21 protein-coding genes are annotated in these 22,887 nt (G+C 69.5%); 10 read left to right on the forward strand and 11 right to left on the reverse strand.

The window, feature by feature from the left end:
• Position 1 precedes the first annotated feature (1 nt).
• Positions 2 to 970: a hypothetical protein gene (locus L3V18_RS10680; protein ID WP_237054681.1), complete on the reverse strand. Its 969-nt coding sequence runs from the start codon at positions 968 to 970 to the stop codon at positions 2 to 4.
• A 334-nt stretch (positions 971 to 1,304) separates the two neighbouring features.
• On the opposite strand from L3V18_RS10680, the gene L3V18_RS10685 reads away from it, so the two are divergent.
• On the forward strand, positions 1,305 to 2,426 hold the full coding sequence (locus tag L3V18_RS10685) for an MFS transporter (RefSeq protein WP_237054876.1): 1,122 nt from the start codon (positions 1,305 to 1,307) through the stop codon (positions 2,424 to 2,426).
• 61 nt (positions 2,427 to 2,487) lie between these two features.
• Here L3V18_RS10685 and L3V18_RS10690 read toward each other — a convergent pair whose 3' ends face one another.
• Positions 2,488 to 3,354, reverse strand: coding sequence for a helix-turn-helix domain-containing protein (locus L3V18_RS10690; protein ID WP_237054683.1), 867 nt, complete (start codon positions 3,352 to 3,354; stop codon positions 2,488 to 2,490).
• A 163-nt stretch (positions 3,355 to 3,517) separates the two neighbouring features.
• Between L3V18_RS10690 and L3V18_RS10695 the strand changes: the two genes are divergently transcribed.
• Entirely contained in the window at positions 3,518 to 4,558 is a 1,041-nt protein-coding gene (locus L3V18_RS10695; protein ID WP_237054685.1) for an alpha/beta fold hydrolase, read from the forward strand.
• Here L3V18_RS10695 and L3V18_RS10700 read toward each other — a convergent pair.
• The 3 genes from L3V18_RS10700 to L3V18_RS10710 all read right to left on the reverse strand — a co-directional run bounded on the left by L3V18_RS10700 (position 4,518) and on the right by L3V18_RS10710 (position 8,878).
• Entirely contained in the window at positions 4,518 to 5,081 is a 564-nt protein-coding gene (locus L3V18_RS10700) for a hypothetical protein (protein WP_237054687.1), read from the reverse strand. The genes L3V18_RS10695 and L3V18_RS10700 overlap by 41 nt on opposite strands.
• Positions 5,082 to 5,264: 183 nt before the next feature.
• Positions 5,265 to 6,473, reverse strand: coding sequence for a serine hydrolase domain-containing protein (locus L3V18_RS10705; protein ID WP_237054689.1), 1,209 nt, complete (start codon positions 6,471 to 6,473; stop codon positions 5,265 to 5,267).
• Between the two features lie 104 nt (positions 6,474 to 6,577).
• On the reverse strand, positions 6,578 to 8,878 hold the full coding sequence (locus tag L3V18_RS10710; protein ID WP_237054691.1) for a TonB-dependent receptor: 2,301 nt from the start codon (positions 8,876 to 8,878) through the stop codon (positions 6,578 to 6,580).
• Between the two features lie 258 nt (positions 8,879 to 9,136).
• On the opposite strand from L3V18_RS10710, the gene L3V18_RS10715 reads away from it, so the two are divergent.
• The 5 genes from L3V18_RS10715 (at position 9,137) to L3V18_RS10735 (ending at position 15,439) form a co-directional block, all read left to right on the forward strand.
• Positions 9,137 to 11,335: an alkaline phosphatase D family protein gene (locus L3V18_RS10715; protein WP_237054693.1), complete on the forward strand. Its 2,199-nt coding sequence runs from the start codon at positions 9,137 to 9,139 to the stop codon at positions 11,333 to 11,335.
• 72 nt (positions 11,336 to 11,407) lie between these two features.
• Positions 11,408 to 12,079 carry an SDR family oxidoreductase gene (locus L3V18_RS10720; protein WP_237054695.1) on the forward strand — a complete coding sequence of 224 codons (672 nt, stop codon included), beginning with the start codon at positions 11,408 to 11,410 and terminating at the stop codon, positions 12,077 to 12,079.
• 138 nt (positions 12,080 to 12,217) lie between these two features.
• Complete coding sequence (locus L3V18_RS10725) at positions 12,218 to 13,225, forward strand: polysaccharide deacetylase family protein (protein ID WP_425493512.1); 1,008 nt, start codon at positions 12,218 to 12,220, stop codon at positions 13,223 to 13,225.
• 156 nt (positions 13,226 to 13,381) lie between these two features.
• Positions 13,382 to 14,671: an aminopeptidase gene (locus tag L3V18_RS10730; protein WP_237054699.1), complete on the forward strand. Its 1,290-nt coding sequence runs from the start codon at positions 13,382 to 13,384 to the stop codon at positions 14,669 to 14,671.
• A gap of 162 nt (positions 14,672 to 14,833) precedes the next feature.
• The gene (locus L3V18_RS10735) at positions 14,834 to 15,439 is read left to right on the forward strand and encodes a hemerythrin domain-containing protein (protein ID WP_237054701.1); all 606 of its coding nucleotides are present in this window, start codon (positions 14,834 to 14,836) and stop codon (positions 15,437 to 15,439) included.
• Between the two features lie 35 nt (positions 15,440 to 15,474).
• Here the strand turns inward: L3V18_RS10735 and L3V18_RS10740 are convergent, their stop codons facing one another.
• Positions 15,475 to 15,849: a YciI family protein gene (locus L3V18_RS10740; protein ID WP_237054703.1), complete on the reverse strand. Its 375-nt coding sequence runs from the start codon at positions 15,847 to 15,849 to the stop codon at positions 15,475 to 15,477.
• Between the two features lie 376 nt (positions 15,850 to 16,225).
• On the opposite strand from L3V18_RS10740, the gene L3V18_RS10745 reads away from it, so the two are divergent.
• Positions 16,226 to 17,188: an ABC transporter ATP-binding protein gene (locus L3V18_RS10745; RefSeq protein ID WP_237054705.1), complete on the forward strand. Its 963-nt coding sequence runs from the start codon at positions 16,226 to 16,228 to the stop codon at positions 17,186 to 17,188.
• Positions 17,185 to 17,946 carry an ABC transporter permease gene (locus tag L3V18_RS10750; RefSeq protein WP_237054708.1) on the forward strand — a complete coding sequence of 254 codons (762 nt, stop codon included), beginning with the start codon at positions 17,185 to 17,187 and terminating at the stop codon, positions 17,944 to 17,946. Before L3V18_RS10745 ends, L3V18_RS10750 begins: the two co-directional genes overlap by 4 nt.
• Before the next feature lie 120 nt (positions 17,947 to 18,066).
• Here the strand turns inward: L3V18_RS10750 and L3V18_RS10755 are convergent, their stop codons facing one another.
• The 5 genes from L3V18_RS10755 to L3V18_RS10775 all read right to left on the reverse strand — a co-directional run bounded on the left by L3V18_RS10755 (position 18,067) and on the right by L3V18_RS10775 (position 22,296).
• Positions 18,067 to 19,710 carry an MFS transporter gene (locus L3V18_RS10755; protein ID WP_237054710.1) on the reverse strand — a complete coding sequence of 548 codons (1,644 nt, stop codon included), beginning with the start codon at positions 19,708 to 19,710 and terminating at the stop codon, positions 18,067 to 18,069.
• 10 nt (positions 19,711 to 19,720) lie between these two features.
• Positions 19,721 to 19,978: a DUF3297 family protein gene (locus tag L3V18_RS10760; RefSeq protein WP_237054712.1), complete on the reverse strand. Its 258-nt coding sequence runs from the start codon at positions 19,976 to 19,978 to the stop codon at positions 19,721 to 19,723.
• Positions 19,979 to 20,076: 98 nt separating this feature from the next.
• Positions 20,077 to 21,333 (reverse strand): CynX/NimT family MFS transporter, encoded by a 1,257-nt coding sequence (locus tag L3V18_RS10765; protein WP_237054714.1) that lies wholly within the window; start codon positions 21,331 to 21,333, stop codon positions 20,077 to 20,079.
• Between the two features lie 289 nt (positions 21,334 to 21,622).
• Positions 21,623 to 21,868 carry a hypothetical protein gene (locus L3V18_RS10770; RefSeq protein WP_237054716.1) on the reverse strand — a complete coding sequence of 82 codons (246 nt, stop codon included), beginning with the start codon at positions 21,866 to 21,868 and terminating at the stop codon, positions 21,623 to 21,625.
• Positions 21,869 to 22,011: 143 nt separating this feature from the next.
• Positions 22,012 to 22,296: a DUF4031 domain-containing protein gene (locus tag L3V18_RS10775; RefSeq protein ID WP_237054718.1), complete on the reverse strand. Its 285-nt coding sequence runs from the start codon at positions 22,294 to 22,296 to the stop codon at positions 22,012 to 22,014.
• Between the two features lie 278 nt (positions 22,297 to 22,574).
• On the opposite strand from L3V18_RS10775, the gene L3V18_RS10780 reads away from it, so the two are divergent.
• Complete coding sequence (locus L3V18_RS10780) at positions 22,575 to 22,784, forward strand: cold-shock protein (protein WP_111267608.1); 210 nt, start codon at positions 22,575 to 22,577, stop codon at positions 22,782 to 22,784.
• The last annotated feature ends 103 nt before the right edge of the window (positions 22,785 to 22,887 follow it).

Consider the following 22,887-nt stretch of genomic DNA (forward strand, 5'->3'; position numbering starts at 1 on the left):
TTCAGAATCCGTGCGGGTCCGGAAAGCCGTGCCGTCGCTGCAGCGCCATCTCGATCGTGCCCAACGGCCGCTTGGCCCGGTCCAGCCAGTCGTGCGCGCCGGGCATCCGCGGCTCGATGCCGGCCCGCCGGAGCAAGCGGTTGGCTGCGAACGCGTAGGCCTGTCGCCGGGTGGCGGGGGTGTAGAACACCACGCCGAACGAAATCGAGATCGCATCGCCGGGCGTCACCCACGAGCGGTCGCTACGGGTCATGTGCGGGGTGGTGCAGGGGAAGTAGGCGCCGTCGCCGGGGCCGCACTCGAACACGTGGACCCGCGGACGGGCGGCGTCGCTCAGCCCGACGTTCTCCAGTGAACGGGTGACGATGAAGTCCTCGACGTCGCGCGCGGCGACGGCGACGCGATCGGTATGGTCCCAGAGGTTGAGGGTCTTGCGGCCACGGATCTGCAGCCAGAAGTTGTTCTCGCGGTCGATGTGGAAGGGCGTCAGCGATGGAGGCGCCGAGATGAACAGGAAACCGCGGGCTTCGTACGGGCGCTCGCGGCCCTGCAGGAGCCGGCCGGCGCTGTGCAGGATCTCCCAGACGAAGGCCTGGTACTCCGGCTCGGTCTGGATGTTGTAGAGCGCGATCCACGAGCCCGGCTCCTCGATATGCTCGAAGATCTCGTCGATGCCGCGTCCGTCGAGCGGCCGCGAGCGATGGTCGAATTTCGATGCCTCGGTCAGTCCCGGCACGATGAACCGGCACTGCCGGGTCGGCATCAGCCTGTGCGCGAGCGCGGCCAGGCGTTCGATCCGCAACAGCGGATGATCGCAGTAGGTGTGCCGGAGCGGGCACAGCCGCCGCATCGAGAAGCCCGCCTCGTCCTGGACGGTGATCCGATAGCGGCCATCGCCGGCCGTCGTGTCGTCGACTGCGGTCGGCCGGCGTCCGGCTCCGGTACGCGCGTCGGACATCGCGCGGTGCATCGGGGGCCTCCACGGAAGGCGCGTGGATCGGGTGTGGATATCGGCGGGAACGCGACCGGCGCGGTCGGACGGCCAGCGTGGGACCGGGGAACCGCGGCCCGCCGGCGCACGGCGCGTGGCTGGCCTGCAATCGTATTCGCGGCGATACCGCCGCATCCGGCAACGCTGCGGTGCAGTATTGGCCTTCCCTGCATTGCTGCAATGCACAACAATGACGCCCGTCCGCCCCGCTGCCTTGCGAGTCCCACCCATGGCCGATTCCGGCATCCCGACAGCCCCCGCCGCGCGCGTCCTGCCGGCGGCGGCCGTGCGCGCGATCCTGTTCGCGCTGGCGATGGGCGGCTTCGCGATCGGCACCAGCGAGTTCGTGGTGATGGGGCTGATGCCGGACATCGCGCACGGGCTCGACGTCGACGAGCCGCGGGTTGGCCACGTGATCAGCGTCTATGCGCTCGGCGTGGTGATCGGCGCGCCATTGCTGGCGATCCTCGGCGCGCGCCTGCGGCGGCGACCGCTGTTGCTGGCGTTGATGGCGTTCTACGCGCTCGGCAACCTGGCCAGCGCGCTGGCACCGAACTACGGGACGATGCTGCTGGCGCGATTCGTCGCCGGGCTGCCGCATGGCGCCTACTTCGGTGTCGCCTCGCTGGTCGCCGCCTCGATCAGCCCGCCGGAACGGCGTGGCACCGCGGTCAGCCGGGTGCTGTTGGGGCTGGCAGTCGCGCTGCTGGTCGGCAATCCGCTGGCGACCTGGCTGGGGCAGTCGCTGGACTGGCGCTATGCGTTCGGCGTGGTGTCGCTGATCGCGGTGGCGACGATGGTGTCGCTGCTACTGACGCTGCCGCCGGATCCGCACGAGCCGCGTGCCGATCCGATCCGCGAACTGCGCGATTTCAACCGCGCGCCGGTATGGCTGGCGCTGGGCGTCGGCGCGATCGGCTTCGCGGGCATGTTCTGCGTGTTCAGCTACCTGGCGCCGACGATGATCCAGGTCACCGGGATGCCGGAGGCCTGGACGCCGTTCGGCATGCTCGCGTTCGGCGTCGGCGGCATCCTCGGCAGCCTGGCCGGCGGCTGGCTGTTCGATCGCCTGCAGTTCCGGGCGGTGGCGGTGATCCTGCTGTGGTCGGCGGCGCTGCTGCTCGTGTTTCCGTTCGCCGCGCATTCGATGTGGACGCTGCTGCCGGCGGTGGTCGCGGTCGGCACGATGGGCGCGCTGGCGCCGGTGCTGCAGGCGCACCTGATGGATGTCGCCGGCGACGCGCAGACGCTGGCGGCGGCTTCCAACCACTCCGCGTTCAACACCGCCAACGCGCTCGGGCCGTGGCTGGGCGGCATGGCGATCACTGCCGGGCTGGGCTGGACTTCGACCGGCTACGTCGGCGCCGCCACCGCGATCGCCGGCCTGGCGGTGTTCGCGATCGCCTGGCGGCAGCGGCCCGTGGCGCGATCCTGACGTTTTCTGCACGGTTCGAAGCCGCGCGCTTCGAAGCCGCATGCCCCAGGGCCGTGCCGTTTCAACGCGGCTCCGCCTGCAGGGCTTCGCCGTTCGACCGGCACGCCACCGCGGTCGGCTCCCGTTCCTTCAGCGCGTGGCAGAACGCGGCAGTCGCGGCGTCGGCGGGGAAGCAGCACTCGATGTGCAGCTCGTCCACGGTGATGTCCCGTGGCGTGCCGAACGTGGTGAGGGTGGAGAAGAAGCCCAGGGTGCGTCCGTCGTGCCGGAACACCACGTTCAGTACCGGCGCCGGCACGCTGCCGAGTTCGCGGCGCCGCCATTGCGACGGCACGCCCGGGAATGCGGTGACCTCGTCGAGCAGGGCGCGCGCCTTCAGGTCCGACGGAGCCGACGCGGCCAGCGCGTGCAGATGGCGCAGCAGTTCTCCGGCGACTTCCTCCCAGTTGTCGACCCGTGCGCGCAGATCGCCGGGGTCGAAGAAGTGCCGCAGCATGTTGCGATGCGGGCTGTCGCGGCCGTCGAGCAGATGGCGGTTGAGCCGGACGGCCGCGTCGTTGGCGAGCAGGATGTCCCAGTGCCGGTTCATAACGAACGCGGGGTAGGGTTCGTGCTGTTGCAGGATGAAGTCGATCGCCTGACGGATCCGGGCCATCTGCGGTGCGTCCAGTCCGTGCTCGGGATACTGCGGTGCATAGCCGGACGCGACCAGCAGTGCGTTGCGCTCGCGCAGCGGCATTTCCAGCGCATCGGCGAGGCGCCCGACCATCTCGCGGCTGGGTTGCGCCTTGCCGGTTTCCACATAGCTGAGGTGACGCGCCGATATGCCCGCCGACAGCGCCAGGTCCAACTGGCTCCAGCGGCGGGCGCGCCGCCATTCGCGCAGCAGCAGGCCGGCCTGGACATCGTGGGTCTGTACGAGGGGCATCGCGATTCGCTGGCACGGGACGCAGCCCAGCATAGGGCCTGCCATTGCCGGGAACCATGACCTGCGAGGTCATCATGCGATGACCCGGGACGTCATTGTCGCGATGCCGGAGCGTCCGCAAGCTCTTCGTCGAACGGGACGATCCCCGACAGGAGAGAGCGACATGCAACGCAGGGAATTCATCGCACTGACGCTCTGCACGCTGGCGAGCGCCGCCTCCGCCGGCCCGCGCCTGCTGCCGGGGCCGGCAGCGGCCACTGTGGCGAAGGACGCGATCGACGCGGCCGACTGGCATCGGCTGTGCCGCTTCGTCCGTACGGACTTCGGCAACGTGGCCTGCATCGATCATGGCGAAGGCGAGGCGGCGCTGTTCCTGCATGGCTTCCCGCTCAACAGCTTCCAGTGGCGCGGCGCGATTGCGCGGCTGGCGCCGTATCGCCGCTGCATCGCCCCGGACTTCCTTGGTCTCGGCCATAGCGAGGCCGGCGACGGACAGAGCCTCGCGCCGGATGCGCAGGTCGGCATGCTGCTCGCGCTGCTGGATGCGCTGGGGATCGATAGTGTCGATGTGGTCGCCAACGACAGCGGTGGCCAGGCCGCGCAGTTGCTGGTCGCATCGCATCCGCAGCGGGTGCGCTCGCTGCTGCTGAGCAACTGCGACACCGAGATCAACAGCCCGCCGGCAGCGATGGCACCGGTGATCGCGCTGGCGCGCGAGAACCGCTGGGTCGACGAGTGGATCGCGCCCTGGCATGCCGATCCGGTGCTGGCCCGATCGGCCGAAGGCATCGGCGCGATGTGCTACGCCGATCCCGGGCATCCGACCGACGAGGCGATCGACGCCTACTTCTCTCCACTGCTTGCGTCGCCGCGGCGCAGGAGGCTGGCCAATGCCTACGCGGTCGCACTCGCACGCAACCCGCTGACGGGGATCGGTCCGCGCCTGGCCCGCTGCGGGGTGCCGACCCGGATCGTCTGGGGCATGGCCGACACGATCTTCGCGCCGGACGATGCCGATCATCTCGACCGTGCGTTCGACCGTTCGCGTGGCATACGCCGATTGCCCGGCTACAAGCTGTTCTGGCCGGAGGAGCGGCCCGACGTGATCGCCGAGGAGGCGCTGCGCCTGTGGGACGTGCGGTTACAGGGTGCTGCCGACGCGCTCAGCCGCCCGGCCACAGCCACCAGAACGCCAGTGCGGTGACCACGCCGTAGATCAGCGCGTCGAGCAGGTCCTTGGCGACGCTGCCCCACGGTTTGCCCATCCAGATCCCGGCCTGCACGCCGCCACCGCCGTAGGCGAGGAAGGCGAGCACGCCGGCGAGGTGGGCGGCGTACGGCGCGCGGACCGACGTGCCGAGCACATGCACGGCCAGCATTGCGGCGATCGCGGCGATCGCCAGGTTGAGCCCGAACCACTGCAGCAGCGACGCGCCCATCCTCGGCGGGCCGTTGCGGAATACGGTCATGAACACGACCGGGCCTTCGCGCAGCTTCGTCAGCATCGGCTCCTCCTGCATCGCCTTCATGTCGGTGCAGTGTGGCAGCGTGTACAGCCCGGGCGTCGGCGAGCCGGCGCGCATCGCCGCCTGCACGTCGTCCTCGTTGGCGAGCTTGCGGTAATCGCGGTTGTGCCACTTGAACACCATGTGGATCAGGCTGCTGGCGACGAACACCAGCACCGCGGCGACGAGGACCGGGAGCCACAGCTGGATCAGAGCGTTCATGACGACCTCCTTCGAGTGGATGGGCGCAGCGGAACGTGGGGCAGGGCGGAGCAGCGGCGGCAGCCGTGTCCGCGAGGCACGCCCGGGGGTGTGGCCGGGCGGGTCCGTCGCGATCATACGCCCACCGGCGCCTCATTGCCGGAGCCCGGCCCCGCCGGCAGTGAGCCGCCGTCCAGCAGCCGCTCACTGCCCGTCGGGAGCGGGAGCCTGCGGCATCCAGAAGACCGTGTCGCCGTACTCCCATTGCCATGGCGCTCCCGTGTCGCCGATGGCGAATGCAACCAGATGCGGAAACGCGCGCTCGGCGCGCACATCGTTGGCGAGAATCACCACGCAGCGTTGCCCGCGCCGCACGCAGACCCAGGTGTTGCCGGTGACGTCGTTGTGCCCGCCCTTGAAGAACGCGTGCCCCTGCGGGCCTTCGAACACCACGACGCCCAGGCCCGCCGCCAGTCCGGGCCTGCGCCGGTCGGGGGGCAGCGGATCCTGCAGGGTCGGGAATTGGCTCTTCGAGGCGATCGGCAACTGGGCGCGGACGAGCTCCGCGGCGGCGGCATCCGACAACCCGTCGCCGCGCACGTAGCCGGCGGCCAGCCGGGCCATGTCGGCGATGGTGGTATCCATCGATCCGGCCGCACGCACCTTGCTGCGCTGGTCGTGCGGCTCGACCGTGCCGTCCGCGCCCCAGCCGTCGGCAAGGTTCTCCGCGAAATCCTCGCGCCACATCATGCCCGTGCGCGTCATGCCGAAGCGATCGAACACGCGGCGCTGCATCTGCTCGCCGACATCGAGCCCGAGCCCGCGCTCGAGCACGAACTGCAGCAGGATCATGCCCTCCCCGGAATAGGCGTAGCGGCTTCCGGGATCGAAATGGATGCGCAGCCTGCCATCGGGCTCGAGGAAGGCGAAGTTGGCGAAGCCGGCGCTGTGGGTGAGCAGGATCCGCGGAGTGATATCTCGCCATCGCGGATCGTCGGCGAGATCGGGCCAGGGCGCGTACCTGTCCTCGTCCGGATACCCGGGCAACGGCCTGGGCAGGTAGGCGGCGATCGAACGATCGAGGTCGAGTGTCTTCTCGTCGACGAGTTGCATCACCATGTAGGCGAATGCGGCCTTGGTCAGCGAGGCGCCGTACATGACGGTGTCCGTCCGCAGCGGCGCTCCGTCGGCGTTGCGGATGCCGTGGCTGCCGACATACACCACCTCGCCGCCGTCGACGACCGCCATCGCGATGCCTTCGGCGCCGGTCGCGTCCATCGCCCGCAGGATCTCGGCGTCCAGTGCGGCGGCATCGGGCACCGTGTGCGTGCCGGGCGCTGCGGCATGGCCGGCCAACGGCAGCACGGCGAGCAGAACCAGCAGGCCCATGTTCCGGAACGATGGAGATCGCATGTCGGCGGCATCCTGTCGTCTGATCGGGGCCACTATAGCGGTCCGCATCGCCTTGAACGCCGCCTCTCCCCCCGACCCCAGGTCGGGGGGAGAGAGCATGAACATCAGAACTTCATGCGGACGGTCACACCGTACATCCGCGGAGAACCGGGGATGTAGGTCGGGGTGCCGAACAGGCGGCCGGTGTTGCCGGCGTCGATCAGGTACGCCTCGTCGGCGAGGTTGCGGCCCCAGACGCCGATGTCCCAGCGGCCGTCGTCCAGGCGCACGCCGGCGCGCAGGTTGAGCAGGCCGTAGGCGTCCTGTTCCAAGCCGGCGGTGTTGTCGTCCTCGAAATGGACCCGCGACTGCCAGGTGTAGGACGGACGCAGATAGAACGCGTGGCCGGCGCCGAACGGCAGCTGCCAGTCCAGGCCGAGCGAGGCCGAATGCTCCGGGGTCAGCCGGAAACGGTTGCCGGCGAAGGCCTGCGGGTTGCCGTCGTCGTCACGGTCGTCGAAGGTGGCGTCGATCCAGGCGTAGTTGAAGAAGCCGACCAGGCCCGGGACGAGCTCGCCGTTCATCGCGACCTCGACGCCGGTCGCGGTGGCGTTGCCGGCGTTGGTGGTGATGAACAGCGGGGTGCCGCCGCTGGGGTTGGGGATGTCGGTCTGGAAGTTGCCGTACTCGTAGCGGAACGCGGCCACGTCCCAGGCGAAGCGGTTGCTGGCCGAGCTGCCCTTCAGGCCGATCTCGTAGCTGTCGACGGTCTCCGCCGGCACGTCTTCGGACACGGTCGGCGAGAGGTTGATCGCCTCCGGGCGGCGGCCGCGCGAATAGCTTGCGTAGCCGCTGAGGGTGTCGCTGAAGGCGTAGCGCCCGACCAGGCGGCCGACCACGGAATCGGAGCTGCCGCTGCGGGTCAGGCGACCGTCGGTGGCCAGGTTGAGGATGTTGCGCGAGCCGGGCATCGGCACCCCGGCGCCGAGGCCGCCGAGCAGCGACGGCGCGCTGCCGGGATCGGCCTGGTAGCCGGCCTCGATGTCCTCGCGGCTGTAGCGCAGGCCGGCGGTCAACTCGAAGCGCTCGTTGATCCGCCAGGTGCCATCGGCGAACACGTCCCAGGCCCGGGTCGTGCCGTAGTTGCTGAAGCTCTCGCTGTGCGCCGGGTTCAGCGGCAACGGCAGCGGCGGCAGCGGGTAGTTCACGTTCGGCGAGCCGTCCGGCAGCAGCACCGGGATCTCGGGCAGGTTCAGGCCGAGCTGGGCGATCGCCGCGCGTACGTTCGGATCGTGCGACAGCAGCGCCAGCAGGCTGCGCTCGTCGGTGGTGAACGGCACCGTCTGCGAACCGTCCTCGAAGAAGTAGCCGGCGCCGAGGAAGCCGGCGAACGCGCCGCCGGCGTCGTAGTTGAAGCGGAACTCCTGGCTGAACTGCTCGCCCTCGGCGATCTCGGCGAACTCCAGCGCGGCGATCCGCGAACCGTCGGCGTCGAACTCCTCGGTCGAATCGAAGCGTCGCCAGCCGCTGATCGTGTCCAGGGTCCAGTTGTTGCTGAGCGCGAAATCGCCGAGCACGGTGGCGCCGTAGACCTTGCGGTCCAGCCCCAGCGCGTCGCCGCGGTTCAGGTCGGCGGGGCCGAACACGTCGGTGCTGCCGAGGCGGTTCGGGATCGTGCCGCTGCGGAAGTCGGTGCCCGGTGGGGTGTCGCGCTGGTAGTTGAAGATCACGTCGATCCGGCTCATCTCGCCGATCAGCATGCCCAGGCTGCCGCGCACGGCGCGGGTGTCCTTGCCGTTGAGGTCGCCGCCGGACAGGTTGTCGACGGTGCCGTCGTACTGTTCGCCGAACACCGCCAGGCGCGCGTACAGCGCCTGGTCGGCGATCGGCGCGTTGACCACGCCGGTAAAACGGCGCTGGTTGTAGTTGCCGACGCCGAGCTCGACCTCGCCGCCGAACTCGCCGCCGGCCTTGTTCTGGATCAGGTGGACCGCGCCGATCTCGGCCGCGCGGCCGAACAGGGTGCCCTGTGGACCGCGCAGGATCTCGACCCGCTCCATGTCGAACAGCTCGACCGATGCGCCACGCGAACGGCTAAGCGACACCCCGTCCTGGAAGATCGACACGCGGGCAGGCACGTTGGCCGCGCCGCTGTCGGAGGTGATGCCGCGGATCACGAATCCGGGGTTGTTCGGGCTCTGCTCCTGCACCTGCAGGCCGGGCACGTAGCCGCTGAGGTCGCCCATCGTGCTCACCCCCAGCGACTCCATGAACTCGCCGGAGTACGCGGTGATCGCGATCGGCACCTCCTGCACCTGCTGCTCGCGCTTCTGCGCGGTGACCACCATGCGGTCGAGTTCGACCGCGGCGTCGCGATCGGCGGCTGCGTCCGCGGCCTGCTGTGCGGAAGCGGTGACCGGAAGCATGGCGGCGATGGCCAGCTGCAATGCGCAATGGAGCGGACGGAGGCGTCGGCCGGGCCGGTCGCCTGTTCGGATCGTCGTCATGGGTTCCCCGGGTGGAAGTGGACGGCAGGCTGCAACGAACGCCGGAGTATGGAAGCGGGCGGTTGCAGTTCTGTTGCGCTGCCGGGGTGCCTCGGACTGTCACGAGAACGACACCGGTGGGCGCGACGATCACCGGCTTTTCCGGCCACTTCGGGCCGCTGCGGACAGGAAGTTCCGATGACAGTCGACCTGCAACGCCGCCGCCTGCTGAAGGCATTGACGATCACCGCCAGCGCGTTGCCGTTCGCATCGCTGTGGCCGGTTGCGGCGGCGAACGCGGGCGAAGCGGAGCGGCTGCGCCGGTTTCCGCAGTCGGTGGCTTCCGGCGACCCGCGGCCGGACGCCGTGATGTTGTGGACGCGGGCGCCGGCGGGGAACGGCGAGGCGGTCGTCCTGCGCCTGCAGGTGGCGCTCGACGCCGGGTTCGAGGAGCTGCTGGCGGAGCGTGAGCTGCGTGCCGAAGCCGTATCCGACCACTGCGTGCGGGTACGGCTGCGCGGACTGGCGCCGGGCACGCATTACCACTACCGGTTCCTGTGCGAGACCGGGCAGGGCTGGATCGCGTCGCCGCACGGCCGCACCCGCACCGCGCCGGCGGCGGACAGCAGCGAGCCGGTCAGCTTCGCGGTCCTCAGCTGTCAGGACTACGGCGGCCGCTGGTACAACAGCCTGTTGCCGCTGCTGGATGGCACGTTGCTGGACGGTATGCTGCCCGAAGGAATGCCGGCGCCGCCACGCCCCGACTTCATCCTGCACCTGGGCGACTTCATCTACGAATCCGTCGGCGATCCGAGCTTCCAGACCCTCGGCGACGAGCGTCGGATCGCGCTCGACGACACTGCCGGCGCGATCGTCCGCGGCGGCAGCCATGGCTACCTGGCCGCGTGCAGCCTCGACAACTACCGCCAGATCCACCGCACCGTGCGCACCGATCCGGTGCTGCAGCAACTGCTCGCGAGCACGCCCCTGGTCGCGATCTGGGACGACCACGAGTTCTCCGACGATTGCTGGCAGGACCGCGGCACCTACAGCGACGGTCTGGACGACGAGCGCGCCGGCGCGCGCCGGGTCAATGCCGAGCAGGCCTACTTCGAATACATGCCGGTCGACATCGATGTCGGCCCGGAGGACGCCGCCGGACAGCAGTCGGTCGACACTGCACGGCTGTTCCCGCACACCCGGATGTGGCGCGAGCTCCGCTTCGGCCGCAATCTGCAACTGCTGCTGGTCGATTACCGCAGCCACCGCCCGGACCACCTGATCCCGGAGGACGCATTCCCCGGCGCGCTGGCCTACGACGAGCCCGCGTTGCGTCGCCTGCTGCCGCGGATCGGCGGGAATTTCGACGACCTGGGGGCGCAGCTGCTGCCCTATGTCGATGCCGGCCACCCGCAATGGCCGCGATGGCGCAAAGCGCTGCGCCGCGCGCTGCTGAAGGCGTATCGCGACGAGGGCCTGGATCCGGCCGCATCGCGCCGCCGCGTCGCGGCGATCATCGATGCACCAATCGCCGTGGTCGCGCTCAACGGCATCCTGCAGCGCTACAACGCGGCGGTGCCGGGCTTCATGGAGGTACCGCTGGCGGAGGTCGACGAAAGCCTGCCCCGTGGCCTGCCCTGGATCGCGCTCGGCAAGACCGCACTGTTCAAGGACATCGGCAGCCGCTACTTCGTGGTCAAGGACAGCTACGACCTGCTCGCCGCGCTGCGTGCGGCCGAAGGCCAGGCGTCGGCGCTCGGCGATGCGCAGACGGCCTGGCTTGCCGAGCGCATCGCGGCCAGCGACGCACGCTGGAAGCTGGTCGCCAGTTCGGTGTCGATGACCTCGATGGTGCTGGACCTGACCCGACCCGAACTGCAGGCGCCGGAGTTGTACCGGCGCCGGTTCTACCTCAACGTCGACCAGTGGGACGGCTTCCCGGTCGAGCGTCGGCGCCTGGTCGACGAAGTGTTCGAGCCGGCCGGCGGCGTGGTCGTGCTGTCGGGCGACATCCATGCCGGCTTCGCCACCCAGCTGGCGGCACGCACGATCGAGTTCACGGTGCCGGCGGTGTCCTCGCAGACCCTCAACGCGATCATGGCAGGCAGCGTCGAGTCCGACCCGGACGCCGGATCGGCGGAAGCGGGCCGGCGCCTGGTCGCCGCGCTGGACGCGCTGCTGCCGCTGGGCAACGAGGCGATCCGCTACGCACAGACCGTGCGCCACGGCCACGGCCTGGTGACCGTCGCGGACGACGGGTTGCGGGCCGGGTTCTTCGAGTTGCCGCCGGATCTTTGCGCGACCTGCCTCTATCCGCAGCCGCGGGAGGCGCTGGCGCAGGGCCGCTGGGTACGCTTCGAGGTCGATTCGCGGACGCGCCGGTTGCGCAGGGTCTAGCCGGATGTGCGGACGGGTGGAACCTGTCGCCTCCGGCCCCCATGATGACGACACCCAAGCATGGAGCAGCCCATGAAAACGGTCCTCATCACCGGCGCCAACCGTGGCATCGGCCTCGCCCTGACCCGTCGCTTCGCCGCCCGCGGCGACAAGGTGATCGCGGTCTGCCGTCATTCCAGCCCCGAGCTCGACGCCATCGGCGCGCGGGTCGAGACCGGCGTCGACGTCGCCGATGCCGCTGCACTGGCCGAACTGGCCGGACGGCTCGGCCATACGCGCATCGACGTGCTGGTCTGCAATGCCGGCATCCTGTCGCGCGAGACCTTCGGCGACATCGACGGCGACGGTTTCGATGCGATGCGTCGCCAGTTCGAGATCAACACGCTCGGGCCGCTGCGGACCGTGCAGGGACTTTCCGGCCTGCTCGGCGAGGGCAGCCGGATCGGCATCATCACCAGCCGGATGGGTTCGGTCGCCGACAACGGTTCCGGCGGCTACTACGGCTACCGCGCGTCGAAGGCGGCGGTCAATGCGGTCGGCAAGTCGCTGGCGATCGACCTCAAGCCGCGCGGGATCGACGTGTTCCTGTTGCATCCGGGCTTCGTATCCACCGACATGGTGAACAACGCCGGCGAGATCAGCCCCGACGAATCGGCGGCCCAGCTGATCGAACGCCTCGATACGCTGGCCGCCGCCGACAGCGGTTCGTTCTGGCACGCCAACGGCACGCCGCTGCCCTGGTGATCGGCGCGGGTGGACGCGGCCCTGCCGATGGCGTGGCTGCGTTCCACGCGTTCTGCACGCATCGCGCGGCCGCCGACGGCTGCGGCGGGCTTGTTATGCTGCACCGCCGTGCCTGGCGAATTCTCGATGCGATCCCTGCTGCGATGGCTGCGATCGGGGTTGCTCCCGTCCGCCCTGCTCCTGTCCTCCGGCGCGTTCCATGCGCAGCAGGCCGCTGCGTCGACGGCCACGCCGGACGACTCGGTACCCGACCGCCGCATCGCGGTCACGATCGACGACCTGCCCTGGCAGGGGATCGACAAGGTTGCCGCCGATGACCTGGCCGCGCGGCACGCACGCCTGGTTGCGCAACTGAAGCAGGCCGGCGCGCCGGTCGTCGGCTTCGTCAACGAATCCAAGCTCGAGCTCGACGGTGCGGTCCGGCCCCAACGGCTGGCGATGCTGCGCGACTGGCTGGATGCGGGCTTCGAACTCGGCAACCACACCTGGGGCCATGTCGATCTGCACGCGGTCGGCGTGGATGCGTTCCAGCAGGACATCCTGCGCGGCGAACGGCAGTTGCGGCCATTGCTGGCCGAACGCGGCCAGGCACCGCGCTGGTTCCGCCATCCCTACCTGCGTGCCGGTCGGACCCGCGCCGACAAGGCGGCGGTGGCCGACTTCCTCGCCGATCATGGCTACCGGGTCGCGCCGGTGACCGTGGACAACGGCGAATGGGTCTGGGCGTTCGCCTATGAACGGACGCTGCAGCAAGCCGATCCGGCGACCCGGGAGGCGACGCTCGAACGCCTGCGCCGCGGCTACGTTCCGTACATGCTCAACAAGCTCGACTACTACGAGCGACAGTCGATCGTGCTGCTCGGCTACGCGTTGCCGCAGGTATGGCTGCTGCACGCCAACACGCTCAATGCCGATACCTATGCCGGACTGATCGGGGCGCTCCGTCGCCGCGGTTACCGGACGATCGGCCTCGACGAGGCGGTGGCGGACCCCGCGTACGCCCGCCCCGACGGCTACGAGGGGCGCTGGGGGCCGAGCTGGCTGCACCGCTGGGCGATGGCCGAGCGCAAGCCGAAGGCGTTCTACGCGGGCGAGCCGCAGGTGCCGCGCTGGGTGCTCGACCTCGCGGGCCTGGAATCCGAGTAGCGGCACCGGTGGCTGCCGGCCGCGGCAGCGCCCGACGGGAAGCTCGTCCCGCCGGTCGGCCCGATCGCCAGACGCCGACCGGCGGTGACCGCCGTCGCCTGGCTCGCGCGTTGGTCCGGGAGCCTGCCCACGAGGGCATTCCCCCGGGAGTCCGACATGAAACCTCCGCGCGTACCTGCGTCCATGGCGATCCCCGTCGCCGTCCTGTCCGTCGCGTTGCTTGCGGCGATGGCCGGCTGCCGGCCGGCCGGTCCCGACGGCACCCTCGATGGCGCCGCCGAAGCCGAGGCTGAAGCGCCACCACCGGCCGCCGAAGTCCCCGTCCCGGCTCCGTCCACCGACCTCGAGCAACTGGCGGGGCGGATCATCAACGACAGCGCCGGCGTCGTCCGTGGCGAGATCGTCTGGATAGCCGGGCGTCCGCACGACGCCGAACTGCTGGAGAACCTTGCCGTCCAGGCCCGCCGGATCGGCGCCTACCCGCTGGTCGAATACTCCAGCGACCGCCTGTCGCGACGGCTGTTCTTCGATGTGCCCGCCGAGTTTGACAGCATTCCCAACGCGGCCGGGCTGATGGTCGCCAACAACGCGGACGTCCTGATCGAGGTCAGCAACGGCACCAGTGAAAACCTGTTCGAAGGCGCCGATCCGGCCCGCATCGCCGCCCGGATCAAGGCCGACGAGGAGGTCCAGAATGCATTCATGAAGCGTGGCGGGCGCTTGGTCGAGATCGGCAACGGCCTGTATCCGACGCCATGGCGCGCCGAGCGCTTCGGCCTGTCCGAAGCCGCGCTGGCGCAGATGTTCTGGGAGAGCGTCAACGTCGACTACGCGGCGTTGCAGCAGCGCGGCGATGCGGTCAGGGCGGCGATGGCGGATGCCGACCAGGTTCACGTGACCCACCCCAATGGCACCGACCTGACGGTCAGCGTGAAGGGACGGGCGGTGATGGTCAGCGACGGCGCGATCAGCGCCGAGGAGAAACAGCAGGGTGGCGGCGCGCAGATGACCTACCTGCCAGCGGGCGAGGTCTATGCCGCCGCGGTGCCGGGCTCGGCCAATGGAAAGCTGGTGCAGTCGCACGGCTACTACCAGGGCAAGCCGATCGAGAACATGACGCTGACCTTCGAGAACGGCGAGCTCACCTCGGTGACCGGCGACGGCGAGGGGTTCGCGGCGATGAAGGCGGTGTACGACGCGATCGACGACGATCGCAAGAACCGCTTCGGCTTCGTCGATCTGGGCATCAACCCGAACGTCAGGCTGCCGGCGGAGAGCCGGGTCGGCAACTGGGTACCGGCCGGCACCGTGTCGCTGGGATCGGGCAACAACACCTGGGCGGGAGGCGACAACTCGGTGCCGCACAGCTTCAGCGTGTCGCTGCAGGGCGCAACGGTGAGCTTCGACGGCAACACCGTGGTCGAGAACGGCGAGTTGAAGCTGTAGCCGCGGTCGCCGAAGCGGTGGATGCCCTCGCCACGCTGCAGGCGGCGAGGCGGATGGCACGGATTCGGCGACCGGTGCTTCGGTGCTTGACCTCAACCTAACTTAAGGTAATAGGCTTCGTTCCCGTTGGCCGCCGTGGCCACAGGAACCGGGAACAAGCCCATGGAATCGAACGCTCTCACCGTCATCCACAAACTGGTCCGTCACGAGATCTACGCGGTCGCCAACAGGCTGGCGTCGGCCGGCGACAGTGACGACGCGGGCCTGCTCGATGCGGTCCGCCGGGCTGCCGGCATGCTGCGCGGCCATGCCGAGCAGGAGGACGCGCGGCTGCTGCCGGTGCTGCAGGCGATGGCGCCGGAACTGGCCCGGCGCCTGGACGAACAGCACGAACAGTTGGACCGGGAGATGGATGCGATCTGCGCGGCGGCCGAATCCCTGCAGCGGTTGCCGATGTCGCGACGGGCGCATGCACGGCAGCAACTGCACGACGCGTGGAACCGCTTCGTCGCCGGCTGCCTGCTGCACATGGACGAGGAGGAACGGGCGATGCAGCCGTTGCTCGGCGACCGCATCGCGCTCTGCAGGGTCGCCGAGTCGACCCTGGCGATGGAACAGGCGACCGCCGACGAGTTCCTCGCCAACCTGTGGCGGGTGATCACGCCGCAGGAGCGAATCGCGATCGAGCGCGCCCGCCTGCGATTGCAGCTGGAGCGCATCGCGCATCGTGCCGGAACGGCGGACACGCCAACCGCCGACGCTGCCTGAGCGCGCTTGCAGTGTCCCCGACAGGGGTATGGACCTCAGGCGCCGACGCGTTCGCGGACAGCGTTCATGTCGCGGACGGGGCGGATCTCGATATGGCCGGTCTGCGCCCATGGGAACTGGCGGGCGATCTCCATCGCCTCGTCCATGTCGGCGGCTTCGATCAGATTGAAGCCGGCGAAGACCTCCTTGGCCTCGCTGAACGGACCGTCGGTGATCGACAGCCGGCCTTCGCGCTGGCGCAGCGTGCGTGCGGTGCTGCCATGCTCGAGCTGCTGCGAATCGAGCAGCTTGCCGGCGGAGCGCAGCTCGTCGGCTTTCTCGAAACAGCCCTTCATCAGGCGGTCGAACTCGCCTTCGGGCAATTCGGCGACGAGGTCGTCGTCGGTATGGATCATGACCAGGAACTTCATCGGATGCCTCGCTCTGGGGAGAGGGACAGGAACAGGGCGACACGGTAACCGGTCCGCGGTGCAACTGCATGACGCGCTGCGATCGGCCGCGGGCCTGGAAAGGCCTTCGCGCAGCCTGCGGCGGGACCGTCTCAGCCGCTGCGAATGCCTCTGGCGGACTGTCCCGGTCGCGGGAAGAAGCATCCGCCCGCCGCAGGCTTATCACGTCGCCGTCCACGCGCTACCGTGCCATTCCAGCCGCGCGGCATCCGCGCCGGCGGTACCCGCCCGCACCCGTCGCGGGGTCGCAAGATGGCGCAAGGTGTGCAAACGTTCGCGACCGGGCCTACGCCGCATCCACGGGTTCCGGCGCCCCCCATCCAAGCAGGGAGAACGCATGCAGCCGATCATCACCGTAAGCGGTCTGGACAAGACCTACCGGTCTGGATTCCAGGCGCTCAAGGGCATCGATCTGGAAATCCGCCGCGGCGAGATCTTTGCGCTGCTCGGCCCGAACGGCGCCGGCAAGACCACTCTGATCAGCATCATCTGCGGCATCGTCAATCCCAGCTCCGGCAAGGTCGTCGCGGACGGCCATGACGTGGTGCGCGATTACCGCAATGCCCGCAGGAAGATCGGGCTGGTGCCGCAGGAGCTTTCGACCGACGCGTTCGAGACGGTCTGGGCGACGGTGCGCTTCAGCCGCGGCCTGTTCGGCAAACCACCGGATCCGGCGCATCTGGAGAAGGTGCTGCGCGCGTTGTCGCTGTGGGACAAGAAGGACAGCAAGATCATGACGCTGTCCGGCGGCATGAAGCGGCGCGTGCTGATCGCCAAGGCGCTCGCGCACGAGCCGGAGATCCTGTTCCTGGACGAGCCGACGGCCGGCGTCGACGTCGAGCTGCGCCACGACATGTGGCAGCTGGTACGCAGGCTGCGCGAGGACGGCGTGACCATCATCCTGACCACCCATTACATCGAGGAAGCCGAGGAGATGGCCGACCGCATCGGCGTGATCAACCACGGCGAGCTGGTGCTGGTCGAGGACAAGACCACGCTGATGCGCAAGCTCGGCAAGAAGCAGTTGACCCTGAGCCTGCAGGAGCCGCTGGCGACGATCCCGGGCGAGCTCGCGGGACTGCCACTGGAGCTGTCGGAGGATGGGCAGTCTCTGGTCTACACCTTCGACGTGCAGTCCGAGGAAACCGGCATCGCCGGCCTGCTGCGACAGTTGCATGCGCATGGCATCGACTTCCGCGACCTGCATTCGAGCGAGAGCTCGCTGGAGGAAATCTTCGTCAGCCTGGTCCGGCAGGGGCCGCGCGCCGGCGGGGCAGCGGTACAGGAGGTGCGGGCATGAACTTCCATGCGATCAAGGCGATTTACCGCTTCGAGATGGCGCGCACCTTCCGCACCCTTGGCGAAAGCATCCTTTCGCCGGTGCTGTCGACCTCGCTGTACTTCATCGTGTTCGGTGCGGCGATCGGCTCGCGGATGGGCGATATCGAGGGCGTGAGCTACGGCGCCTTCATCATTCCCGGCCTGATCATGCTGTCGCTGCTGGGCGAGAGCATCTCCAACGCCTCGTTCGGCATCTACATGCCCAAGTGGGCCGGCACCATCTACGAGCTGCTGTCGGCTCCGGTGTCGTCGGTGGAGGTGGTGATCGGCTATGTCGGCGCGGCGGCGACCAAGTCGCTGATGCTCGGCCTGCTGATCCTGGCGACCGCGCGGGTGTTCGTGCCCTACGAGATCGCCCATCCGGTCTGGATGATCGCGTTCCTGCTGCTGACCGCGGTCAGTTTCAGCCTGTTCGGCTTCATCATCGGACTGTGGGCCGACGACTTCCAGAAGCTGCAGGTGATCCCGCTGATGGTGGTCACGCCGTTGACCTTCCTCGGCGGCGCTTTCTATTCGATCAACATGCTGCCGCCGGTGTGGCAGAAGATCACCCTGTTCAATCCGGTGGTCTACCTGATCAGCGGCTTCCGCTGGAGCTTCTACGGCGTGTCCGACGTGAACGTCGGCATCAGCCTGGCGGCGATCCTCGGATTCCTGGTGCTGTGCCTGGGCGCGGTGACATGGATCTTCCGCACCGGTTGGCGGCTGAAGAGCTGAGCCGCCGGCCGGTGCGCAACGAGGCGCTGCTTGATGGCCCGTGCAAGGCCGCGGCCGGACATGCCTTTGCAGGACAGCCCGTGTCCCGACCGGACAGAGCCACGTGCTTCCACGCGTAGGTCATTCCGCGAACGCCGTCTCGATCTCCTCGAGCCGCCGCCCGCGCGTCTCCACGCCGGCGCGCAGCAGCATCACGCATGAAACCGCCATCGGTACCGCCACCAGCAGGGCCGAGAGCGCGAACAGGCCGAAGAAGCCGGCGACCCCGAGCAATGCGCCGATGATGCCGCCGGCCTTGGAGCTGGCGGCGACCACGCCCGAGCCGGTGCCGCGCAGCCGCACCGGATAGATCTCCGACGCGTAGGGCACCAGCATCGCGATCACCCCGCTCAGGCTGACCAGCAGTGCCGCGGTCGCGAGGGTCAGCGCGTCCGCCGAACGGATGCCAGCCGCGCCCATCGCGAAGAACGCCAGCAGCGCCAGCGTGCTCAGGGCGACGAACAACACCAGCGCGCGCAGGCTGCTCCAACGGTGATAGAGCCAGACCACCAGCGCGATTCCGGGCAGCGCCCACAGCGCCGAGCGTGCGATCAGGCCGCTGGCACGACTGCCGTCGAGACTCCCGCTCGCGGACGCGAGCTCCGCGAGGTTGACCGGCAGGAACAGCAGGAAGCCGAAGTTGGCCACGCCCCAGGCCAGACCGCAGGTCACCAACGCACGGGTGATCGCTGCATGCGGACCGTGCAGCAGCTGGCGGGTGGTGGCGACCGGATGTCCCTCGTCGATTACCGGCGGACCGGGGTGGGCGGCGTCGTCGCGTTCGATCTCGCGCGAGAAGCGCCGCAGCACCGCCCGCGCCTGGTCCGGCAGGCCGACGCTGGACAGGAAGCGTGGCGATTCGGGGATCCAGCGGTTGAGCAGCAGCACCAGCATGCCGGTCGGCAGGCCGAGCAGCCACAGCACCCGCCAGCTCATCAGCGGCTCCAGCACGGCCGCCGCTCCGGCGGCGACCAGGTAACCGACCGAGGTGCCGATCCCGCCCAGCGCCACCAGCAACCACCCGCGATGGGCGGCGGGGATGGTCTCGGCCATCAGGGTGAACACGATCGGCAGCATGCCGCCGGCGGACAGCCCCATCAGGAAGCACATCAGCAGGTTCCAGCCGAAAGTCGGCATCGCCCCGCAGATCGCGGTGCCGATGAACATCAGCGCCGACAGCAGGATCGCCGCGCGGCGGCCGAACAGGTCGGCGATCCGGCCCCAGACGATCGACCCCAGCGTGGTGCCGGTCAGTGCGACCAGTGGCAGCAGGCCGGCGGCTTCGGTGCCGATGCGGTACTCGCCGCGCATGCCGGGCAGGACGAAACCGAGCGTGGCGGGCTTCATCACGTCGACTACCAGCGCCACCGCCAGCACGAATACCAGAGTCCAGTGCTCGCGATTGAGCGTCGCGCCGTCGGCGACGTGGAAGTTGATCGAGGCGGGCATGCCGCCACCCGCTCCGCGCATCGCCCGGCGCATCTCCTCCAGCCGCGGCATCAGCCCGTAACCGGCCAGCAACAGGCCGAGCGGAATCGCCGCCATCCCCAGCCACATCTCCGTCGACATCGGCATGCCGACCATCGTCCAGCCGGTGTGACGACCCATCAGGAACATCGGCGCATGCGCGAGCACGCCGGCAACGATCAGCGCACAGCCGGCCCAGAACGCGGCGGGATGGTGGAACGGGAGCCCAGCGGCGCGCACGGCGGCCCCGGACGGCATGGCGTGCCGGTCAGTCTTCGCTGTCGCCAGCCGGCAACAGGAACCAGGCCTCGACCGTGCCCTTGGACTTCACCGTCATCGGCTGGCCGCGGCGGTCGAGCGCCTTGCCCACCGCCATCCGCACCCAGCCTTCGCTGATGCAGTATTCCTCGACATTGTGCCGTTCGATGCCGTTGAAGCGGATGCCGATGCCGCGCTCGAGCAGGGCCTCGTCGTAGAACTTGCTGCGCGGGTCGTTTGACAGGCGGTCGGGCGGAGTGTCGGACATGGCGGGCCTTGCGTGTACGGGTAGGTCGGAACGCAGAGGATAACGCCTGCGGCGCGGACGTCGCCGGCGGATCGCGCCCGGACTGCTGTCCGCCGGCCTTACCAGGTGTCCTCGAGCATCCTCGGCCGGCATGCCAGCAGGCCACCGGCGGCGAGCACGCCCAGGCACAGGCCGAGGAAGCCGAACGGCAGGGTCCAGGCGTGGCTGGCGTCGTGCAGCGCACCGAACACCACCGGGCCGGCGCAGCTGAGGGTGTAACCGACTCCCTGGGTGAAACCCGACAGCGCCGCCGAACCGCCCGGGCTGCGGGTGCGCAGGTTGATCAGCACCAGCGACAGCGGAAACGTGCTGGGACCGAGCCCCAGCAGCGCGACCCACAGCACCGGCGCGGCCATCGGCGCGAACAGCAGTCCGAGGAAGCTGGCGACGAAGCAGGCCAGGCAGGCGAGCACCACCGGGAACGGATTGGCCATCCGTACCGCGATCATCGGCATTACCAGCCCGGTGGCCATGCCCAGGGTCGAGAACAGCGCGACCATGTTGCCGCCGAACGCGGAGCTGGCACCGGCGGCGCTGAACAGCGCCGGCAGCCAGGTGAACATCGAGTAGGTGACCAGCGACGTCATCCCGAACATCAGCGCCAGACCCCAGGCCACCGGCGAGCGCCAGACCCGGCCGCGGGCCGCGGGGCGCGCCAGTTCGGGGGCTTCGTCGCCGCCGGCGACCGCGCGGTCGTGGACGTCGGCGAGCGCCCGGGCCTGCCGCGAACAACCGGCCGCGGCGTGCGCACGCCGCTCCATCCACAGCACGCCGATCCACGGCAACGCGGCGGCAACGCCGACCAGGGCCCAGCCGGAGAGCGAGACGCGCCAGCCGGCGGCGTCGGCGAGCGGCACGGCGGCCAGCGCCGGCAGGATCGTCCCCAGTTGCAGCAGGGTGATGTAGGTCGAGCTGACCGTGCCGACCCGGTCGGGGAAGTAGCGTTTGACCAGCGGCGGCAGCACCACGTTGCCGATTCCCATGCCCGACAGCGCCAGCGCCGAGGCCGCGAGCAGGGTCCAGGTGTCCGGTGCGAGGCCGCGGGTGAACAGGCCGGCCGTGGCCATCAGCATCGCCAGCAGGGCGGTGCGCTCCAGGCCGACCCGGTGCGCGATCGCAGGCGTGGCGACGCCGAACGCGGCGAAGGCGGCAGTCGGCACCATCCCGAACACGCCGGTCATCGTGGTGCCGAAGCCCAGCGCATCGCCGATCCGCTCCAGCAGCGGGGTCAGCGAGGTGACTGCGGTGCGCAGCGTGAACGCGGACAGGCCGATGCCGACGAGGACCCAGGCGCGCCCCTGCCAGAGGCCGCGCATGCCGGCATCGGTATCGGAAGCGGAGCGCCCGGTGACGAAGCCGGATGATGCGCTCCGGGCGGGCGCGGAGCGTGCGGCCGCGGGTGTGTCGTTGGGGGACATGCGGTCAGGCGGACGAGGGCGGATGACCGCCGTCGTCTCGCGTCGTTGCGGGGGAGCGTGCAGTGTGCGCCGACGGCGGCGGGCGGACCAGACGCCCGCGGGGGATACAGCGTTTCAGCAGCGGTCCGGCAGGCCCCCGGCCAGGATCCGGCAAGGAATCCGGCCGCACGGGCAAGCCCGCGGCGGCCTACCTGCCGCGCCGGCCCCGGCCGCCGGGTGGGGCGACCGCGTGCTCGTCGGGCGCGGCGGGGGCGATCTTCTGCAGCACGCGGGTCACGCCGAGCTTCTCGATCCGGCCGCCGGACTTCTCGAAGTCGGCGATATCGGCCGAGATCCGCTCGCTTTCGATGCGCTTCTGGACGTTGTGATCGGCACCCGCGGTGTTGGGACCACGGGAAGCGGGTGGGGTGGAGCTTTTCTTGACGCGGGCCATGCAGGGTCCCCCGGCGGAGGGTGGACAAGCCGCGGCATTCCGCTGGCGCGGCGCGCGGCGCGAGCCTCCACTATGCGCCTTTTGCGCCGCTCTGCCCATGCCGGCGGACAGTGTGATGCCGTCGCCACCGCCGGGGGCGGTGGTCAGGGATGCTCGCCCCGCCCCTGCGCCTTCGCGACCCGGATCACCGCACGCACCTGCTCGCGGTCGCGGTGGCGGGAGATCGCGATCGCGCCCAGCGCCAGCGCCCGCTCGCGCAGGTCGGCCGGGACGTCGTAATGCGCACCGCTGGTCTTGTCCTGGAATGCGTGACGGGGGATGCCCAGGCGCGCGGCGAAGGCGTGCAGTTCGTCCAGGGTGTCGGCCATCAGGTGCGCCCAGCGACGACCGCGCCACAGGGTGACGGCATCGTCGACGTAGACGCTCATGCGGATCGGGGGGCGAGGCGGCTCATCCGCGCATTGTCGCCGTTGCCGGCGAAGCTTGCCCGTTTGATGAACGGGGACGCCGGCCGGGCCGGCCCCCGATTGTTTTCGGGCGCGTCTGCGAGTACTGTGGGGGCGCTGTGTTGGTCAAGGGTCACTCTGAATCGTGACCCGGTGCCGTTGATCTGCTGATCCACCCATCGTTTCGCCTCGTCTGCTCCTTGCAACCAGCTCCATGCCGCGCAAGCGGCCAATCCAACTGCTCCAGGAGCAACATCAAGATGTCAAATCGCGAAACCGGTACCGTCAAGTGGTTCAACGACGCCAAGGGCTTCGGCTTCATCAGCCGCGAGAACGGTGAGGACGTGTTCGTCCACTTCCGCTCGATCCAGGGCTCGGGCTTCAAGAGCCTGCAGGAAGGCCAGAAGGTCAGCTTCACCGTCGTCCAGGGCCAGAAGGGCCTGCAGGCCGACGCCGTCGAGGCGCTGTAAGGCACCAGACCCTCGCGGGTCGAAACAAAAAGCCCGGCTCGCGCCGGGCTTTTTCGTGTCCGGCGTTGCGCCTGTCCGCGATCGCCCCCATCTTCCGGCAATG

It is taken from the genome of Marilutibacter chinensis (genome assembly GCF_021725675.1).
GTDB lineage: Bacteria > Pseudomonadota > Gammaproteobacteria > Xanthomonadales > Xanthomonadaceae > Marilutibacter > Marilutibacter chinensis.

Excerpts from the sequence above, each read along its gene's own strand:
- L3V18_RS10680 (WP_237054681.1), bottom strand. The coding sequence starts at position 970 with ATGCACCGCGCGATGTCCGACGCGCGTACCGGAGCCGGACGCCGGCCG.
- L3V18_RS10685 (WP_237054876.1), top strand. The coding sequence starts at position 1,305 with ATGGGCGGCTTCGCGATCGGCACCAGCGAGTTCGTGGTGATGGGGCTG.
- L3V18_RS10690 (WP_237054683.1), bottom strand. The coding sequence starts at position 3,354 with ATGCCCCTCGTACAGACCCACGATGTCCAGGCCGGCCTGCTGCTGCGC.
- L3V18_RS10695 (WP_237054685.1), top strand. The coding sequence starts at position 3,518 with ATGCAACGCAGGGAATTCATCGCACTGACGCTCTGCACGCTGGCGAGC.
- L3V18_RS10700 (WP_237054687.1), bottom strand. The coding sequence starts at position 5,081 with ATGAACGCTCTGATCCAGCTGTGGCTCCCGGTCCTCGTCGCCGCGGTG.
- L3V18_RS10705 (WP_237054689.1), bottom strand. The coding sequence starts at position 6,473 with ATGCGATCTCCATCGTTCCGGAACATGGGCCTGCTGGTTCTGCTCGCC.
- L3V18_RS10710 (WP_237054691.1), bottom strand. The coding sequence starts at position 8,878 with ATGCTTCCGGTCACCGCTTCCGCACAGCAGGCCGCGGACGCAGCCGCC.
- L3V18_RS10715 (WP_237054693.1), top strand. The coding sequence starts at position 9,137 with ATGACAGTCGACCTGCAACGCCGCCGCCTGCTGAAGGCATTGACGATC.
- L3V18_RS10720 (WP_237054695.1), top strand. The coding sequence starts at position 11,408 with ATGAAAACGGTCCTCATCACCGGCGCCAACCGTGGCATCGGCCTCGCC.
- L3V18_RS10730 (WP_237054699.1), top strand. The coding sequence starts at position 13,382 with ATGAAACCTCCGCGCGTACCTGCGTCCATGGCGATCCCCGTCGCCGTC.
- L3V18_RS10735 (WP_237054701.1), top strand. The coding sequence starts at position 14,834 with ATGGAATCGAACGCTCTCACCGTCATCCACAAACTGGTCCGTCACGAG.
- L3V18_RS10740 (WP_237054703.1), bottom strand. The coding sequence starts at position 15,849 with ATGAAGTTCCTGGTCATGATCCATACCGACGACGACCTCGTCGCCGAA.
- L3V18_RS10745 (WP_237054705.1), top strand. The coding sequence starts at position 16,226 with ATGCAGCCGATCATCACCGTAAGCGGTCTGGACAAGACCTACCGGTCT.
- L3V18_RS10750 (WP_237054708.1), top strand. The coding sequence starts at position 17,185 with ATGAACTTCCATGCGATCAAGGCGATTTACCGCTTCGAGATGGCGCGC.
- L3V18_RS10755 (WP_237054710.1), bottom strand. The coding sequence starts at position 19,710 with ATGCCGTCCGGGGCCGCCGTGCGCGCCGCTGGGCTCCCGTTCCACCAT.
- L3V18_RS10760 (WP_237054712.1), bottom strand. The coding sequence starts at position 19,978 with ATGTCCGACACTCCGCCCGACCGCCTGTCAAACGACCCGCGCAGCAAG.
- L3V18_RS10765 (WP_237054714.1), bottom strand. The coding sequence starts at position 21,333 with ATGCGCGGCCTCTGGCAGGGGCGCGCCTGGGTCCTCGTCGGCATCGGC.
- L3V18_RS10770 (WP_237054716.1), bottom strand. The coding sequence starts at position 21,868 with ATGGCCCGCGTCAAGAAAAGCTCCACCCCACCCGCTTCCCGTGGTCCC.
- L3V18_RS10775 (WP_237054718.1), bottom strand. The coding sequence starts at position 22,296 with ATGAGCGTCTACGTCGACGATGCCGTCACCCTGTGGCGCGGTCGTCGC.
- L3V18_RS10780 (WP_111267608.1), top strand. The coding sequence starts at position 22,575 with ATGTCAAATCGCGAAACCGGTACCGTCAAGTGGTTCAACGACGCCAAG.